The 18,389-nt window shown below is 68.4% G+C and carries 8 protein-coding genes; 2 read left to right on the forward strand and 6 right to left on the reverse strand.

Annotation, left to right across the window (positions count from 1 at the left end; translation table 11 throughout):
* Window positions 1–4: 4 nt before the first annotated feature.
* The 5 genes from pglZ to QSK21_RS23580 form a co-directional block, all read right to left on the reverse strand.
* Window positions 5–2,965: a BREX-2 system phosphatase PglZ gene (gene pglZ, locus QSK21_RS23560; protein WP_285698960.1), complete on the reverse strand. Its 2,961-nt coding sequence runs from the start codon at window positions 2,963–2,965 to the stop codon at window positions 5–7.
* A complete protein-coding gene (pglY, locus tag QSK21_RS23565; RefSeq protein ID WP_285698961.1) occupies window positions 2,965–6,861 on the reverse strand; it encodes a BREX-2 system ATPase PglY in 3,897 nt (1,298 codons plus the stop codon). The genes pglZ and pglY overlap by 1 nt, the downstream gene beginning before the upstream one ends.
* 29 nt (window positions 6,862–6,890) lie before the next feature.
* The gene (gene pglX, locus QSK21_RS23570; RefSeq protein ID WP_285698962.1) at window positions 6,891–10,481 is read right to left on the reverse strand and encodes a BREX-2 system adenine-specific DNA-methyltransferase PglX; all 3,591 of its coding nucleotides are present in this window, start codon (window positions 10,479–10,481) and stop codon (window positions 6,891–6,893) included.
* A gap of 92 nt (window positions 10,482–10,573) precedes the next feature.
* A complete protein-coding gene (locus QSK21_RS23575) occupies window positions 10,574–10,774 on the reverse strand; it encodes a hypothetical protein (RefSeq protein ID WP_285698964.1) in 201 nt (66 codons plus the stop codon).
* A 346-nt stretch (window positions 10,775–11,120) separates the two neighbouring features.
* Window positions 11,121–11,357: a hypothetical protein gene (locus QSK21_RS23580; RefSeq protein WP_285698966.1), complete on the reverse strand. Its 237-nt coding sequence runs from the start codon at window positions 11,355–11,357 to the stop codon at window positions 11,121–11,123.
* A 97-nt stretch (window positions 11,358–11,454) separates the two neighbouring features.
* Between QSK21_RS23580 and QSK21_RS23585 the strand changes: the two genes are divergently transcribed.
* Together QSK21_RS23585 and QSK21_RS23590 are read left to right on the forward strand one after the other, a co-directional pair.
* Complete coding sequence (locus QSK21_RS23585; protein ID WP_285698967.1) at window positions 11,455–12,261, forward strand: helix-turn-helix domain-containing protein; 807 nt, start codon at window positions 11,455–11,457, stop codon at window positions 12,259–12,261.
* Window positions 12,261–12,458, forward strand: coding sequence for a DUF397 domain-containing protein (locus tag QSK21_RS23590; RefSeq protein ID WP_285698968.1), 198 nt, complete (start codon window positions 12,261–12,263; stop codon window positions 12,456–12,458). Before QSK21_RS23585 ends, QSK21_RS23590 begins: the two co-directional genes overlap by 1 nt.
* A gap of 105 nt (window positions 12,459–12,563) precedes the next feature.
* Here the strand turns inward: QSK21_RS23590 and pglW are convergent, their stop codons facing one another.
* Window positions 12,564–17,147 (reverse strand): BREX system serine/threonine kinase PglW, encoded by a 4,584-nt coding sequence (gene pglW / locus QSK21_RS23595; protein WP_285698969.1) that lies wholly within the window; start codon window positions 17,145–17,147, stop codon window positions 12,564–12,566.
* Between the last annotated feature and the right edge of the window lie 1,242 nt (window positions 17,148–18,389).

Consider the following 18,389-nt stretch of genomic DNA (forward strand, 5'->3'; position numbering starts at 1 on the left):
CCCGTCAGCACACATCGAACTGCTCGCGCAGCAGGGCGGTGTTGAGCCGCAGTGTGCGTCCGTCGGGCAGGGTCTCCAGGACCTGGACGCCGTCGTAGTTGAGCACCTGGCCGAGCACGGCCGCGAAGCCGTCGGCCCGGGTGATCGGGTATTCGACGCGCTGCGCCAGGGCGGTGACGGGCAGGGTCCCGGACTCCAGCAGTGCCCGCACCGCCGCCTCGATCTTGCCGAGGGGCGGTTTGCGTGACACCAGGTCCAGCTGCTGCCGGAAGGTCTCCGATGCCAGCAGCGCGGTCGCGACGTCGCCCGGCGCCGACGCGGGTTCGGGGACCGGCGCGGCCACCGGCTCCGGGATGTCGCGCCGTCCGGTCTCCAGCTCGAACAGTGCGTCGGACGACTTCCCCTCCCGCACGATGACCGGCTTCCTCTCGGCAGGCTTCCTCGGGGCCGGGGGGGCCTGCATCGCGACCGGCTCGGCCGACGCCTGCGCCATCGGGCTGAGGGGCTCGGTCCGTGTCGGCTCGGTCGCCGACCGCCACCAGAGGGGACGCTGGTCGCCCAGTTCCCGCCACCCCTTCGGGGGCGGGGCGTTGAACGGCAGGAACGCAAGGACGGGGATCGCGAACTCGGCGAGCGACGCACCCCCGTGGTGGCCGGCACGCTGCGCCGAGTACCGCAGGTCGCGGTCCCACAGCGCCACGATCTCGCCCCCCGGCGCGTCCAGCACGACGCGGGGGCCCGACAGCGCGACCTCGCCTTCGGTGAGCGGCCCGCCGGGCAGGCGGTGCCGCGCCGAGACGGCGCCGGCGCCGTCGATTTTGACTCCGCGGCGGTCCACGACATGCCCGTGGTCGCTAGTGAGGAGCACCGCCATGCCGCGTTCGGCGGCCTCCCGCAGCAATTCCCTGAGTTCGCCGATGTTCTCCGGACGCCAGGTGGCGTCGCCGAGCATCTGCTCCTTGGCGAGACGGTCGTCGATGGTGTTCAGCACGACCGCGATGTGGGCGGTTTCGTCGTCGAGGGCGTCGGTCAGCGCCTCACTGAACGCAGACCCGGGGGTCGCGCCGCGAAGGTCGTCCTTATGGAACACGGCGGCATTTCCGCCGCCCCAGAACCGGTGCCGGGGGAACAACCGCTTCTCATCGGCCTGCCCGCCCTTCATCAGCTCGGCGGCGAACAGCGACGTCCGTGAAACCGCCGTCACGGTGGGCAGGGCCGCCGCCATGGCGCGCCGCCGGGGCGGGGTGCCGGACGCGTCGGGCACCGGGTCGTACTCGGCCCAGTCGCGGCGCAGTTCCTCGGCGAGTTCGGCCGCGATGCCGGCGCTCATGCCGTCCAGCACCAGCAGCAGCACGCGGCGCGGCGACCGGCCCGTCACCACCGGCTTGACGATCCGCGGCAGGAACGTCTCCACGGTCAGCATCGACCCCGGGTCGGTGCCCGCTGCCGTCCACTTCTCCAGCGCCTTGGCGAACGAGCGGTCGATCTCCTTGCGAGCCGCGCGCACCCGCTCGCAGATCAGGTCGTAGGCGGACTTCAGCGCCGGGTCGGGATCGCCTCCGGCCTCGATGTGGTCAAGGGCTTGGTCGACCCAACCGGTGTCGGCCACGTGCCGGTCGATGCCCGCCGCGACCGACGGCACGTCCCCGGCCGGGCCGGCGGCGGGGTCGGTGGTGAGCCAGTGGACGAGCCGGGCCGCCATCCGAGCCCGGCCGAGCCGCACCCGCGCGTCGTGGCCGGCGGCCAGCTCGTGCCTCTCCACGGCGGCCAAGGCGGCCAGGACCGCGTCGAGGTCGGTTTCCCGCAGGGCGTGGCCGAGGGAGGTGAAGCGCTCGTTCAGCCCTTCGGGCAGGACGGTGCTGTACCGCGTCTGCGGCTCGATACCGAACTGCCGGGACAGTTCGGAGGCCCGCCCGAGGACCCGTTCGGTGGTGCGCCGGGCCGTGCGCCCAGCCTCGCCGTTGTCGGCACCGCCGACCGTGATCAGGGAGGTGATGTACTCCCGGCAGGCCCGGCCGAACGTGCTGAGGAGGGTGTCCAGGGCCTCCCCGGTCGCGGGTAGCGGGTCCCCCAGCCAGCGTTCGACCCGACCGCGCGCCCGGTAGGTGTCGGCGTCGGCGGGGGCGTCCAACCACAGCGCCGCGCAGAGCAGGCCGAACGGCACCGCGTCGGGCCCGTGGTCGGCTTCGACGAGCGCGAACAGGGCCCGCCCGGCGAGTCCGGCCTGTTCCGGCTCGCTCAGGAAGGAGATCAGCCCGTCGCGTTCGGGGGCGCGCAGCGACCGCAGCCGGTCCGGCCCGCCGGGGTCGAGCGACCAGCGCAGCAGCAGCCGGGTGTCGAGGTCGTCGGCGGGCGGCCCGGTGCCGGAGTCGGTGCCGCCGGTGGTTTCGGCGGCGTAGCGGCCGAGCCGCAGCCGCCGCAGCGCCAGCAGCGACAGCGCGGTGTGCCGGTCCAGGATGCCGCCTCTCAGCCGGGGCCAGCCGCCGGGCGGGGCGGCGTCCAGGAGCGCTTCAGCCGCCCAGCCCTCGGCGCGCAGCCGAGGGTCGCGCTGCTCCGCGCCGAACGCCTCCAGGACGAGGTTCCAACTGTCGACGATCTCGACGCGCTGCCGGTACACGCGGGCGAGGATCGCGGGGTCGAGTTCGCCTTCCTCCCGGTCGGTCAGCACCACGAGCACCTCGGGCCCGGACGCGCCCGGCGCGAGGTGCTCCAGCACCAGTTCGTGGATCGCGAGCGGCGAGGGCGCAGGAACGATCCGGGCGCGCTGCCCGGTGCCCCAGGAAAGCTCCTGCGCGCCGTCCCACGCGGGGACGGCGCGCAGCAGCACGACCCGCCGCTTGGGGTCGTCGTTCAGGGTCTTGCGGCCCGCCAGGTACTGGGTGACGGTCGCGGCGGTGAGCCGCATCGCACCGTTCCCGGTGGCGCTGCCGCCGGTACGGTCGTCACCGGTGGTGGTGATGGACATCAGTCCACGACCCGCCAGGTGATCTCGACGGTCGCGTCGGCCGGCAGCTTCGCGAGTTCGTCGCGCAGCTCGGCCGCCGCGCGGGACGCCGATGTCCGCCGCGTGCCCGTGCGAGGCGCGGCGGACCCGCCGGGCCGCCCCTGCGTGCCGTCGTCGCCCGTGACGGCGGGATGGCTGGAGCCGCCTCCCAGGTCGACGTCGTCGGGCTTGTCCGGGCCGGGCTTCGGCTCGGGTCCGGGCTCCGGCGGACGGACCGGAGGCCGGTTGCTCTTGAAGAGCTCGGTGACCCTCCTGCGGGCCTCCTGGAGAGCGGCGATGAGGTCGGCGGTCCGCTGGTCGACGCGGGCGACGCGGCGCAGCGACTCCAGCAGTGCCTCGCCGTCGGCGCCCTGCCCCTCTGCGAGGCGGATGACGTCCCAGGCCGCCCCGGCGAGCGCCTCGGCGACATCGCCGGCGCGTTTGACGGACGTCCCATACCGGTCGGCGCCGACGTCACCCAGGTCGAAACGGGCGAGCGCCTCGACGGTCCTCTTGGCGCCCGAGCCGCCCTGCCCGGCCGACCGCAGGGTCGTGAGCAGCTCTACCGAGCGACGCGCGATCTGGAGCCGTCCGGTGTCGTCGGTGTCGTCCAGGCGGAGGAAACCGGCGTGCTCTTCCAGTTGCCGGACCAGGTTCTCGGCCGCGGGGTGGTGCCGGTCGGCCTCCTCGGCGATCTGCCGGGCGAACTGGTTCACCATCCGCCCGCGCCGCAGCGTCGGCGCGACCTTGCCGAAGATCAGCTGGAAGCGTTCGGCGGCGGTCGTCCAGTCCTGCTCGCCCGGCAGCGGCTGGGTGCGCAGGGCATCGCCGTCCTTGATCTGGTTCAGCTCCGGCGGCGGGGTGAGCGGGACACCGCCGCGCACCCAGACCCGGTCGTTCATCTCGGCGAACGAGGCGACGATCAGGTGCGCCAGGAACGTGTCCAGCCCGCGCGGCTGCGGCTGGTCGATCCAGTCCAGCAGCTTGACCAGGCTGAGGTCGCCGGTGACGCCTTCGTTCTTCGCCTTCAGCATGAAATGGTCGGACCATTCGTGGGACAGCCGGAAGTAGGCTTCCCGCTGCGTGCCGAGGCGCAGCGGTTCGACCAGCCGCGCCATCAGTTTGCGGTCCTTGGCGGGGACCTCGGCCTGGTGGTCGCGCGCTTCGGCGGCGGCCCGCACATACCCGAAGACGGTCCTGGCCTCGGACGGTTTCACCGGGGTGCCGGTGCCGTTCGGGTCCAGGTCGGGGTGGCCGGGGAACTGCGCCTCCAGGAGCCTGCCTGCGATGTGCCGGATCGCGCCGTGCATCGTCTGCCCGAACTGCACCTTCAGGTCGGGCAGGTCGTCGGGGAGCGGCTGGAGATGCTGGTCGAACTCCACCTGGACGTGGGCGGGGTCCTTGGGCTTCAACCCGTACGCCTGCTTGAAGGCGTCCGTGATCTGCTTGGTCAGCGCGTCGCGCTGGTCTTCCAGCAGCCGCTTGGCGCGTTCGCGGCTGTCGGCGTTGAGGTGGCCGGCGTACTGGGTTTCGAACCGCTGGTCGTCGGCGAGGGCCCGGTCGATGACGACCAGGCGCTGGAAATCCTCGTAGCGCTGCGCGGACAGGTGCGTGGGCAGCCATGCGATGGTCCGGGGCGCTTCGCCCGGCTTCTCCCGCAGCTTCTGGAGGCGGTTGACGCCCTCGATCGGTCCGTAATTGCTCTCGTCGAACGGCAGGTCGATCACGATCCGCCAGCGGCCGTCGATCTGCGGCACCAGGTCGTGGTCGGGCAGCTGGTCCTCCTCGGCGACGTTGCCGAAGATGACTTCGAGGGTGCGCTGCGAGCCCTTCCAGACCAGGGTCAGCTCGTCGCCGCCGAACCGGCCGTCGGCGCGGTCGACGCCGAGTTCCTCGGTCAGCAGCCGGCGGGCCAGCGCGGCGCGGTTGCCCTGGTTGTTGTTGACGCGGGCGTTGGCGATGACGGAGTCGACGTCCACGCCCGTCAGTTCCAGCCGGACGCCCGGGTTGGCGTCGGTGCCGGTCTTCTTGATCTCGGGGAACCGGGCGGCCCACTCGTCGACCTTGCCCTGGATGATGCCGACCTCGCTGCCGGGGATCGGCGTGACGACCGAGCCGTGGTTGAGCGCGGCCAGCCGCCGAAACGTCAGGTCGTTGAGCGCGGGCACGCTCGGGGCAAGCGCCGAAAGCAGAAGCGTGCAGATCAGCCGGTTGTCGCCGACGAACAACGTGCACCGCTGGACCAGCTGCCGGTCGGTCATCTGCTCGGGGTCGCGCAGGTACTGCTGGACGTCCTCCTCGGTGATCTCGTGGGTGTTCAGCAGGAACGGACGCAGCTTCGTCGTGTAGAGCTTGTCGGCGGCGGCGAACACGACCTTCAGGTCGTCGACGAACGGCTTGTCGCCGCCCTTCGCGATCACCGGGTAGAGGTCACCGACCGCGATCAGGTCGCCGAGCCGCAGGTGGTCGCGGTTCTCGGCCAGCAGCTCGCCCATCAGCTTCAGGCCGGTCCGGGACCGCTGCAACGCGGAGGAGATGTGGACGAGCGTGTCCATGAAGGCCGGCGAGAACGGATACGTCAGCCGGAACGACTCCTCGTCGGCGCCCGTGGTGCTCTTGTCGGAGCCGAGCAGGGTGTCCCAGACGTTCGGGCCTAGCGCCTTGATCTTCTCGAACGCCTCGTCGATCCGCCGGGCGGCGGGCCCGTTCGGCCCGCCGACGGGGGTGAGCAGCCGCGCGTGCGCGATCTGCGGCAGGTTCCGGTCCTCCAGCGTGATCCTGTCGAACCGGCCGGACGCCAGGTTCAGGGTGTCCTGGATGGCGGCCTCGGCCGCCCCGGACACCTCCTCGCCGACCAGTTCTCGCAGGTCGCGCTGGCGTGCGATGAACGACACGACCGGGATGGCGCGCCGCGCGTCCCCGCCCTCCACGAAGTTGGTGATCTTCCCGGCTTCGCGGGCCACGAGCTTGCTGTCGTGGATGAGCGTCGCCAGCCACAGCACCAGCTCGTCCAGGAACAGGATCAGCCCGTCGTAGCCGAGCGCCTTGGCGTGCTCGGCGATCACCGACAGGCCGGCGTCGAGCGAGATGAAGCCGTGCTCGTCCTCGGCGGCCTTCCGGGCGAATCCGGGCAGCAGGTGGGTGGAGGCGTCCTGGACCAGCTTGGCGCGCAGCTCCGCCGGGGTCGAGGGGTTCAGCAGGTCGAGCGCGACCCCCTCCTCGTGCGACTCCTCCGCGGCCAGCGCCTGGTCGAGCAGTTCCGGCGTCCACTCGAACGACTCGCCCCAGTCGTCTTCGCCGTCCTCGCCGTCGTCGGACGCGCCGAGGCCCCTGATGACGGCGTCGTCCCCCATGGTGGCGCGCAGGCCACGGATGTCGTCGAACAGCGCGTCGGTCTTGTACACCTGCGGGACGGGCGCGTCGGGGTGCAGCTTCCTGACGTACTCGACGTAGCGGCCGAGCACCCGCTGCTCCAGCGACTGCGCGCCCAGCATGTGGTACGGCACCAGCAGGAACTTCTTGCCGTCGTTCTGGACCCACTCGTGCCGGGTCAGCACCTTGTCGAAGTCGCGGTTGCCCCACACCTTCGGGTGGCGCGACAGCAGCGCGTACAGCACCGCCATGAAGTGCGACTTACCGGAACCGAACGAGCCGTGCAGGTAGGCGGCCTTGGAGGTTTGCCCGTCCACCGCCGCTTTGATCAAGTCCAGGGCCTCGTTGAAGTTGTCCCGGAGACGGTCGGTGAGCACATAGCTCTCCAGGGCGCGTTCGGCCCCCTCGGGCGTGGTGGCCTCGGCAAGGCTCAGCACGTAGTCCGAAGTGGAGATCGACTCCTTGATCGGAATGAGGTCGCGGAGCAGCGGCGGCTGCTGTGCCATCTGTCCTCCCTACGCTTTCCGCCGTCCCGTCACTTCTTGGCCTTGCGTCCTCGCGTCGAGGGTGCCGGACGCCAGGTCCGCACGTCCTCGTCGGTCAGACCATGCTCACCCTGGATCTGCTTCCGGTAGCCATCGAAGAACGCGGCGGGGGAACCCCCGTATTGCGGATGGAACTCATCGTGCCACTGGTTCAGCCATGGTTGGAGCTCCAGCAGGCCGGCGAGGAACGGCACGATCTCCTCCCGCGTCAGGGAGTTGCCGGTGAAGTAGGTCGCGAGAGCCTGCGCCTGCTCCCGGTGGTCCCACCCGGCCCAGCCGAAGAGCTGCGGCTGGACGCCGAGCGCCGTCGGGTAGGAGATGAACCGCTCCTTCGGCACGTCGAGCTTGCCGCGCGCCCGCCAGTACGACGGCTTGAGGAAATCGGCCGAGGTGTACTTGGGCGGGGTGGGGATGGTGTCCCGGATCTTCCGCTTGGCGATCTCGTCAGGCGCGGCGTCCTCCTGCCGCTGAAGGTCCCAGACGTGTTCCCAGTCGGCCCGCTTCCTGAGCCCGGACGGCTTGTAGCGGAGCGGGGCGAGGAAGGGGACGTGCTCGTCGGCCATGAGGTCGGCGACGACCTTGGAGAGCTCCTCGCGGGGACGGTAGATGCCCGCCACGGACACGAAGTCCTCGTCCTGGGCGAGGATGCTGATCAGCCGCGAGAGCGAGACCAGGACCGGCATGTCGTTCGCGTCGAACCAGTGCTCCCGCTTCTCGATCCTGTCGAGCAACCAGGACCGCAGCGCCTTCTCCTGGAGAGCGTCCCACCCCTCGGTGGCCCACCGCCGCTTGTACTCGGGGCGCTCGATCATCCCGATGGCACGGGACGTTTCGATCGCGTCGATCCGCTTCTGCACGACCTGCTTGTAGGACTCCGGCCAGTGCGACGGGATCTCAGTGATCGGGGTGGACCCGTGCCGCTTGAACCACTCGTCGGACGCCTCGCCCTTGGCCACTCGACGGGCAAGCACAATCTCGAAGGCCCGCTCACCGAGAGCGAGCTCGGGGACATCCTCCTCAGGAGCGCGAAGATCCTCCGGGTGGAGGTCGTAAATCGAGTAGACCTGCCAGTCCAGCTCTTCCTGCAGAGCGATCATCTGTGCCCGGATTGAATCCCAACTCTTCCTTGCCTCCCGAAGAGCTGGAAGCGTGGGTGTGGCGGAAGCAGCAACTGCGGACGGCGTGACGGTGGAAAGCTGCTGTGCCAAACCATCTATCGCGGTCGCGAGCGCAGTTGGGTATATTCTGGGAAGCGGGAACTCTTGCAGCTTGGTCCCGGTGAACTCGAAATAACTCTCCCAAGCATATCTACCCGTGGAGCGCTCTCCTCCTCGATTTCCTTTATCCTGGCTCACCATTTTGAGCCAGAAGCAGGCAGTTGAACTGTTGAGTAGGCCCAGCAGGCGTAGGTAGTCTGCCTCAGTAGCGCCTTTGCAGAGCTTGATCACCGGAGCGGATTGTTTGAACAACTTTCCCGTCCGGTCAAGAACAAAATGATTGTGAGTAGCGACGAATGCGAATGAGATCGAATTTGAATCTTTGAGTTTCTTATTGTAATTTTCTAGATGGACATGCCAGGGCTGGCGATCAGTAACCTTATTACCAAAAATCATGCGACGCGAAAGTGTCGTTCGCCTCGGCCACAAAAAGCGACTGATAAGCGGATCGCTCTCACTCAAAGAGTGTTCGTTTGTGTTGTCTGTGTAGGGGTTTGCGATCTTTGTGTTACCGCGAATGGTGTAATCGCGAACATTTTCTCCAATGACTAGATCGCGGAATTTGGACGAAAGTTCGAGACGTAGGGTCGTTGCGAAGTCTGCGACCAAGTAGGCATCGTCTGCGCCACTGTTCGTCGTCCGCCCGATATCGCCAGATACGATGCCAAGGGTTTGGGTCGCATTGCCTTGTATGCGCTCGATAAGTTCAAGGCCGCCGTCGACCAAAATCCACGGCTGCTTAGAAAAGTAGCGATGTCGATCAAGGTCGCCACAGGAAACCCAATCACTCACCGATCCCGGTTTGTCAATCTGCTTGACAATTGCAGCCCAAACATAACCCACTGCGCCCTCGGCCGGCGTAGTGGGCTCTCCTCGAATGCTTCGGATGGTGCGGACCGTGGGCATGCGATCATCACCCGAACGAGCAGTACCAATAAGGATAACAGTTGGAGTGCCATGACCGGGAATGTGGGCCCCTGAGGTGTCGATAACCTCGGAAATCTCAACCTTGTGAGCGAAGAAATCATTGATAAGTTTGGCTCCGAAATCTCTCTTAACGAAAGAGTTGGCGGTAATCTGCCCCACGCGGCCATAGTCGCCGTTGCGACCACCTCGCTTTGCTAGCTCAAAAAAACGCTGCGCGAATGGGACCGAGAGTGCGTAGGTTCCACTACAAGCAGGGTAAAGTCCGCGGTATAGGTCATTAAGATTCTTATCTTTAACGGTGATGTATGGTGGGTTGCCGACTACCACATGATAGCGTCCTGGCTTCAGGATTTCTGAATACTTGTGCACGTCCTCGGTGGCGTAGGAGAACTCGACCAAGGGATCGCTTGTTTTCTCACTAATGAGGGTAATTTCTTGTTGACGGGCCTTAATTAGAGAGTCGCCGATGGCCAGGTTTATAGGCCACTCGTAGTTGGCAGCCTCAGCCAGAGTCCGGACGTTGGCGGCGGCCATTGCGGCGACCAGCAGGCGGAAGCGGGCGATGGCGATGGCGAACGGGTTGATGTCCACACCGTGGACGGAGTCGAGGGCCGCGCGGACGCGCTCGTGGAGGTCTCGGCCAGGCTGGCGGTCGTTCCAAAGGCGGACCAGGCGACGGAAAGCCCCGAGGACGAAGTGGCCCGAGCCGCAGGTCGGATCGATCATTTTGAGTTCTTCGTAGCCGAACTCACGAATCGCCGGGTCCATGGTGCGGTCGAGGATGAACTCCTCGACGAACTCGGGGGTCTGGAGGAGCGCGTACTTATCGCGCGCCGTCTCGGAGAGGTCCTGGTACAGATCGCCGAGGAAGCGGGTGTCCCAGCCCTCGGTGCCGTCATCGTTCAGAGGGTCCGTGAAGTTATGGACGAGGGTGCCCTCTTCGTCACGGGTCTTCCAGAAGTTGATGAGGGCGCCTGCGGCGTCGTGGCTGATCGGGATCTGGTACAGCGGATTGTGCGCCGGATCGAAGAGCAGCTTGCCGGCCTGGCCCTTGCCGAGTTCCGCGAAGGCACGTTGCAACCAGCCGCGATAAGTCGGGTCATCGTCCGCCTCGACGTATGCCTCGTAGCGGACGCGGGCAAGGTCGTGACGGTCGGGCTCCGGCGCGGCCAGGTAGGGCTCGGCAATCAGGCGGTTGTCCTCACAGAAGCGGACAAAGACCGTGCCGAGTACCCAAGCCACCGCGACCTGGGTGATGCGCTCGTCCAGCCAGGAGTTCCACGTGGCTGCTGTCCGGCGGACCTTGAAGGCTTGGTCGTACTCGGCCCGAAGATGGGCCTTGGTCTCGGGAAGCTCCTCGACCTGGTGCGCCAGGTCCTTCTCAAGCGCCTGAACTTGCTTCTTCAGGTCGGTCAGCAGGGCCTTGCGGTCGATCACGTTGGCCGTCCGATCAGCTGTGAACTCCGGGGATTACCAGAGCACAGGGTAGCGGCGGCCAGTGTCAGAACCGTGTGAGAGCAGTGAGGGCGTCAGTCCTGAAGAGGCCAGGTGGTGTCGTCAACCTGCTCCAGCTCGGTCCACAGTTCCTCGACCTTGCGGCGAGCCGTGTGCTGGATCTCCTCGACGGTGCTCTTGAAGAAGCGGCCGTCGAGGGTCTCGCGGATCGCCTCCTCCACGAGGCCGCCGCAAAGATCGAGGGAGACCCAGCGGGTCACCGGCTTGTCGCCCACGATCCCTCTTCCGGTCTCCGCGCGGCCCGCGCGACCTGCGTGAACAGGGTGTTCGGCGTGGCGGCCTCCAGCAAGCGGTCGCCTTGCGGGACCGGGACGTAGGCCCACCAACGGTGAGTGTGGAGCCCCCACCAGCAGCGGACACCGGGGAAGCACTCTTCGATGTGGGCAGTGGTGGTCTGGCGCGTCTGCTCTGGCGGGGACTGAGGCGGACGGTAGAGCGGCGCGGACTGTGTGCCCGAGGGGTGACTCGCCAGCCGCGCCGCTCTCACCTCCCCCCATGGGACCGCGTTGGGGGACGCGGTCCCTTCTGGTGACCGGCCCGCGTTGTGTTGCGGCTGTTGCATCACCAGAGCCTCCTGCGCGCGGCGGCCCGTTCGGCTTCGCTGCGCAAGGCGGCGCGGAGGTCTTCAGGGGTCGAGCAGATCACCGTTGGGTCGATTCCGGCGCTGGAGTCGTGAAGGCTGGCCACCCAGTCGCCCAGCTGGCCGTCCCAGCGCATCGCCCGCCAGATCCGGTGTCCCGTGAAGTCACGGCGCAGCTGGGCGAGGTCACGGTCTTCAGAGGAAGTCTGAGTGTCCAATTCGGTCCTCCGGGTTGCTCGTTCGTGAGACGAGCATCCACGCTTCGGGTTACCTTTGGAAGGTTCGTACAGCAGATACAACAACGAGGAGTCACCAGTGAGCGCCAGAGAGTCGCTCAACCCCGAAGGGTCGCTCTGGGATCTCATAGCTGTTCAACTGCGCAGACACCGAGAAGAGCGCAAGATGTCCGGCAGCGCCCTGGGGCTACTACTTGATCTTGATCGATCGAGTGTTTCGCGGCTTGAGTCTGGCCAGGTAAAGCTCCTGGAGAAGCACGCACGGGTTCTGGACCGAGAGTGGGACACGGCGGGCCTCTTCCGGGTCCTGGTGCTCTTCGCCAAGGCGGGCCACGACCCGGAGTGGTTCAAGGCGCACTTCGAGATGGAGGTTCGTTCCTCTGAGCTACGCATCTGGGAGCTCGCCTGGATCCCCGGACTGTTCCAGACCGAGGCGTACACACGGGAGGCCGTGATCGCTGGCGGATTCCGGGACGTCGACGGCCATGTGGCGGTTCGGATGAAACGTCAGGAGAGCCTGCTCCGGGAGCCGCCACCGAATCTCTGGGTCATGCTCGATGAGGGAGTCATCAGACAACCTGTCGGAAACCCCGAGGTCATGCGCGACCAGCTTGCCCGGCTGCTGGAGCTGGGAGCGCAACCGAACATCTCCGTACGGATCGTCCCCCAGAGCGCCGGTGCTCACGTTGGACGCGACGGCTCGTTCAAGATCATGACCGTGGATGGCAGTGACATGGTGTACGTTCAGGCGAGCTTCGGCGGGCGACTTGCCGTAGATGTCACGGATGTACGCTCATATAGAGCCAACTTCGATCGCATTAGTGATCGAGCACTCCCGGTGGATGCGTCCGCGGAGTTGATCAAGCAAGTGATGGAAGGCTTCTGATGACCCCCGTCTGGCGCAAGTCCAGCTACAGCGGAACCGACGCCAAAACGAGTGACTGTGTGGAGGTTGCGCACCTCTCCGGAGAGATCGGCGTGCGCGACTCCAAGGCCCCCGAGGCCCCTCACCTGGTGTTCGGCGCCGCCGACTGGCATGCGTTCGCCCGGCGTGTGAAGCGCGGCGAGCACGACCTGCCTTGACCCGTCCCCCCGGTGTTGCGAGCCCTCGGCCCCGTGCGGGGTCGGGGGCTCGTCGCTCGGTGAGCGGGCCGCGTGGGTCAGGCCGCGTGGGTCAGGCCGCGTGGGTCAGGCCGCGCGGTGCAGGTTGGTGACCCAGGAGTCGGGCAGTTTGATCCATTCACCGAGTGCGTCTTGATAGGGGACCGCGGTGGTGGCGAGGCGGGGTTCGCGGAACGGGTCGGCCTGCGGGCACAGCAGCCACAGGCCGCGTCCGCCCCTGCGGGCCGTCGCCGCCAGTGAGGTGAGGACGCCCATGGCCTGGTAGCGGGCGAACACCGTGGTCTCGGTCAGCAGCAGCGGGCCGGCGCCCGGCGCCATTCGCTCGCGGATCATCGGCTCCACGCGGCCCCACGCGGTGCGCGTGTACTCGCCGAACTTCCGCGCCGCCTTGCTGCCAGGTTCGGCGACGTCGGCGCGCAGGATCGTCTCCCACGTCGGCTTGGTGCCGGGCGGGACGAGTTCGTGCAGAACGCGCAGGAACAGGGCCGTCACCGACAGCGGCTCGGCGCCGAACCGGACGCCCGCCAGCTCCGCCACCGCCTGCTCGGTCAGGCGCGTGCGGACGGTCAGCACCCGGAAGCCGTCGCGGTGCACGGACGACTCCAGCCGCTCCTCCGCTTCGGCGGCGGCGGCCAGCAACGGGTCGCCGGCGTAGCGCGTCACGCCGCCCTTGCGGGTGCTGCGGCGGCCGACCCGCGGGGTGATGTAGCTGGAGACGATGTCCAGCTTGGTCGGCAGGTACCGCAGGGTGCGGGTGTCCTTGCGTTCGGACAGGGTGAGGTCGAAACCGGCCTCGCGCAGGGCACCGGTCAGCGCGCCGCCGGTGGGCAGCCGGTCGCCGGTGTCGTTGAAGCGTGGGAACCGGGTCAGCACCCGCTCGTGGACCTCCTCGGTGGTCAAGCCGGGCTGGTTCTCCTCCGGGACGCCGGGGATCAGCCGGACCAGGCCCGCCTGGGTGAGCCGCAGCGCCCGAACCAGGGGCAGGTCGCGCGGGTAGATCTCCAGTCGGGGGGTGACGGCGGCGTTCTTCGCGGCGGCGACCGCCAGCTCGACCGTGCGGCGCTCGTCCCAGTCGATCGTGCCGGGCGGCGGGCCGATCGCGCCGAGCTCGTCGAGGACCGTCGCGGCCGTCGGCAGCGTGTCCAGCTGCGCGAGCCGGTCGGCGACCCTCCCGAGGCGTATGGCGTAGTCGTGCAGGCCGGGCGCCGAAGGGGTGTCGGGGCCATCGTCCTCGCCGACCTCCAGGGCCAGCAGACCGCCGCCCGCCGCGTCGCCGCCGCCGTCACGGTTCGGGGTGTGGCGGAACGCGCTTTCCTCCGGGACGTACTGCTCGGCCTCCACCACGGCGCGGACCGCGGCGAGCCCCATCGCGCGCCGCAGCTCGGGATGCCGGAACGCGGTGCCGCGGCGGACGGTGAGCACCTCGGCGATCTCCGCCGCGGACGCGATCCGGCCGAACTCGGCCAGCAGCTCCACTATCTCCTCGCGCAGCTCCTTCACCGCCGCCAGCCGCCGCCAGCGTTTGCGCTGCTCCTTCAGCACCTGCGGGACGCGGCCCCGGGTGATGCCCAGCGGCTCGGCCACCTTCGCCTGCGTCGGCCACACCGGAACGTCGGGCAGCGCGCCGGTCTCGTCGGGCAGCCGCAGCAGCAGCCGCACGATCTCGACCTCGTTGCGGTTGGATCCGTCCGGCTTCAGCTTCGGCACAAGCAGCGTCGCCAGCGCGTCGAGACTGGCGGCGCGCAGCACGCGCCCCGCGAGCATCCCGGCCTGCTCGCTCGTCGCCGCGGAATCGACCAGCGAAGCCTCGGCCGCGCTGAGATTTTTCAGTTCCCCCGCCGCGACCTTGCGTCCCTCGGGCGTCAGCGGGGACCGCGGCGCACGGCCGAGGCGTTCGGCCCACTCCCGCTGCCGCCCCTGGATCTCCGTGCGGGTCTTGGGCCCCAGGCCGGGGCCGTTGACCAGATTGCGGCGGCTGTACTCCAGCAGCTCGCCCACGGTCGTGACACCGAGGCCGTACAGGAAGGACTGGGCGGCGGGCGTGAGCCCGGCGGCCGACAGGTGCGTCTCCCGGGTGGCCTGCGCGGCGGCTCGGTCGCGCTGCTGCTGCGCCGTCTCCGGCTCCGCGTTGGCGATGCCGCCCTCCCCCGCCCCGGCGCCGGCGACGGAGGCGGGATGACGGCTCCCCGGGCCGGTGGACGGGGCCGCGTCGGCCAGATCGAGAAAGATCTTCTTCCAGGCGTCCCGCATCGGCTTGAGCTCGGGGAACCGCTGGTCGGCGTCCCGGTGCAGGGCCTTGCGGAAGAACACGACCAGGGCGTCGCGGATCGCCGGGTCGAACGCGTCGGCCGCGATGGTCGGATAGGGCCACTCCTGCGGGTCGAGCTGCCGCGGCGACACCTTGCCGTCGCCCCACTTGGGCAGCTCACCGGACGCCATCTGGTGCAGGGTGACGGCGACCGCGTACCGCTCGGCGTGCGCGTCGTACACCGAACGGGTCAGGCCGCCGATGAACGGGTCCAGGAAGCCGTCGGTGCCCGCGTCGGTCTCCTGCACGGGGTAGCCGGCCAGCGAGAAGTCGATCAGCACGAGTTCGCGGGTGCGGTTGGGGCGGATTCGGATCGCAATGTTGTCGGGCTTGATGTCGCGGTGCCAGACGCCCTCGCCCTCCAGGAAGTCGACCGCGCCGAACAGGTAGTCGCCATAGGCTTCCAGCTGGTCGATCTGGAGGCGTCCGCGTTCGCGCAGCTCGCGGGCGACGGTCTCATGACGGTGCCGGGTCGTGTTCGTGCCGGGTTGGTCGTCGGTGAAGCGTTCGTCGCCGACGTACTCCAAGGCCAGCACGGTCCGCCCGCCGATGACCAGCGGCTCGGGCTCGACCAGGCGGATCACCCGGGAGTCGGCGCGCAGCCGCCGCATGACCTCGGCCTCGCGGACCAGGACCGCGGCGCGCGCGTCCGACAAGGCGACCTTGAGCACGGCCGGCCTCCGGCCGCCGTTCCCCGCCGGGTCGGCGCGCAGGTCGCGCACCAGGAAGGCGCGGCTCGTCGAGCCGGTGCCCAGCCGCCGCCGCACTTCCCATCGGCCCGCCAGCACGTCACCGGGGACGGCCTCCAGCGGGTCCTTCTCCTCCTGCTCCGGAGCGGGCGCCGGGCCGGGATCGGTGGCGGCCGGGGCGGTCAGCGTGTCCTCGACGCATTCCAGCATCTCGAGGAACTCATCGACCGTCGCGAGCCGCCGCTCCGGCTGGAAGGCGGTGGCCGCCTGAACCAGCTCGTCGATGTCCGCCGACAGGCCGTCGACGTCCGCACTCGGGCGCAGCCCCCCGCCCTCCTCCAGCCGCACCAGCACCTCGGTCTGCGACGTGCCGGGAGGCTTGCCGGTCGCCAGCAGGAACGTCAGGACGCCGAGCCCATACACGTCGAGGGCGACCGGGTCGGGATTCACCGCCGTGAGTTCCGGCGCAAGATAGGCGTCGGAACCGTCCGAAAGATGGATCGCCGACAGCCGGGTCGGGGCGAAGCGGGTCGCGCCCGCCGAACCGGCCCGCTGGATCGCGATCTGCCAGTCGGAGATCTGCAGCGACGGCGACAGCCAGCGGGCGTCCCCGTCGGCGGACGGGTCAGCGCCGCGGCGGCGCGGGCGGGGAACCACATGGATTGAGCGCGCGGCCAGAGCACGGTGGTGAATACGGCTGGAGTGCGCGGAGCGGACGGTCTCGGCGAGCTGCCGGACCAGGGCCATACGGTCGAGAATGCCAAGCTTGTCGCCGTAGCGAATCAGGTACTCGTCGAGCCGCAGGGTGTCGGGGTCGTAGTCGAACACCAGGGCGGGGCCGGCGGAGTGGCCGGACGGGTCGTACTGCTTCAGCTGGACCACGCCCGGATGACGGAACCGCTGCAGGACGGCGGCCTCACGCCGGGCGGCGCCTTCCACCGACCGGCGTATGGAGGCGTCGGCGCCGCGCTCGCTCAGATAGATCCGGACCCGCGCCGGCTCGTGCAGCTCACTGTGCCGGGCCAGGTAGTCGGCCCAGGTCGGGCCGGTGTCGAACGCATTGCGCTCCAGCAGGTACGGGCCCACCTTGAACTCCGCCTCGCTGCGGCGAATGCCGACCCGGTCCAGCGCGGCCTTGATCGCCCGGGACCGAGGACCGGTGATCCGCCGTCGCTCGTCATTCGGGGGACGGCGGAGCATCTGCAGGAGCCCATCGATGGTGTGCACACTGTGCTGCTCACCCACCGGCAGCCGGACCCGCAGCGAGGAGTCGGTGAAGCACACACCGGCACCGACCCACACGCGTTCGCCCTGCTGGGCCAGCAGCCCGGCGAGCTCTTTGGCCTTCTGGTTGACCAGATGCAGCGGGTTGCCGTGCGGGACGCGGCGCCCCGTAGGCGTTGTCTGTACCCAGGTACCGTTCTCGGTGGTCAGCCGGCCATGCCAGTTCTTCAGCTCGATCATGTGGACGCCACCGGGGGTGATGACCAGCAGGTCCACCTCCCGGACGTGGCCGGTGTTGGCGGTGAACGTGAAGTTCGACCATGCGCGCCAAGGATCGGCGTCCGGCAGCTGCTCCCGTATCGCCTCCAGGCCGCGCCGCTCATGCTCGAACTGGGACTCCGTGACCGTCGTCCATCGACCTTCGAGCATGCCCAACCTCCTCCAGCGACACGTACCTCACCAGCCGCCCGCCTGACCACCGGTGGTCAGATGCTATAGCCGACCGCGGACATTGGGCCGCTCCACGAGGAGCTCTCGACTTCTCATCAGGGAAGAGATCCATAGAAGCGTCCGCGACCGACCTATAGGAAGCACTGGCTTCGTACCCCCGCAAGAAGACCGAAGTAATGGCGGCGCGACATGGCGAAGCGGAAGTCCACAAGGGCGGTCAGAATCATCCGGGTCTCGGCTCGGTGAGCTCCGACCGGATACTGTCGGCGTTGTCGCCTGGCATCAACGTGCTGACCATCCACCCGAGGCAAGAGCACTTGCTGCGGCCTACGGGCGGTCTGTCGAAATGACCCCTCGGGGAGATGCCGACGGCCGACAAGATACCTGGGAGCATTTCGCGCCAAAATGTCGTCGCCTTCGTCGATGCAGCCTGCCTATGCCGACTTTGCGCTGCCGATAATTTGATCTTCCCCTCCTTCGAAATTTGTTCCTGCACGCCGGACACGGCGACGAGCCTAAAGCTCGCCGGGGAACACTCGGCTTCGGTCTTGTCAGAGTTCACAGGCAGTCGGAATCGAGCCAGATGAGTTCCGCCAGCTCGCCTTCTATCGCGAGCTGAGCGGTGCAACGTACAAGCCACGGGAGGACTTGGCCGTCGTCGCTCGTCGCTGGCGGCTCTACGAGGCCACGCGAGTACTCTTCCTTCGCATTCAACCGTCTCTTTGGCTGGGTGACCCGCACGGGGTGGGGAAAGTCGGTGTGGTGCACAGCCCGCCCCGGCACCTACCGCTCGGGGCTGCGGCAACTGCGGGAGGCCGTGGTCGGCCCCGACTGCCCCACAGGCAAGCCCGTCAAGCTCTCGGCCTCGACAGCGTCCAAGCCCTACACCAAGGATGAGAACCAAAGAGCTGTGGTACCGAAAACGGCGTCGAGGTGGTTGTATGCGGAGAGCGGGAGCGGCGGGTGCCGTGCCGACGCCCCTGGGAAAAGGTGCTGGCGAACGAGGCCGCCCGTTTCGACGGCCAGGTCGCCTACCTATTCCGTCCCAGGCTGACCAGACCGGACAAGAACGCTGTTACCAATTTTCTGGCGCGCGCTCATGACGCTCCCCGAACGCCACCACTGAAGTGGCGCGGCTGCGGATCACGTGGCTGCTCGATCTGATCGACACCTATGTGCCCGTGGACAGCCTCCTTGAGGCCAGCGGGGTGCAAACCCTGC

This window comes from Actinomadura sp. NBRC 104412, from assembly GCF_030269515.1.
In the GTDB taxonomy this organism is placed as follows: Bacteria; Actinomycetota; Actinomycetes; order Streptosporangiales; family Streptosporangiaceae; genus Spirillospora.

Bases quoted from the DNA above. Each gene is read 5' to 3' on its own strand.
- pglZ (WP_285698960.1), bottom strand. From the start codon at position 2,965: ATGTCCATCACCACCACCGGTGACGACCGTACCGGCGGCAGCGCCACC.
- pglY (WP_285698961.1), bottom strand. From the start codon at position 6,861: ATGGCACAGCAGCCGCCGCTGCTCCGCGACCTCATTCCGATCAAGGAG.
- QSK21_RS23590 (WP_285698968.1), top strand. From the start codon at position 12,261: ATGACCCCCGTCTGGCGCAAGTCCAGCTACAGCGGAACCGACGCCAAA.
- pglW (WP_285698969.1), bottom strand. From the start codon at position 17,147: ATGCTCGAAGGTCGATGGACGACGGTCACGGAGTCCCAGTTCGAGCAT.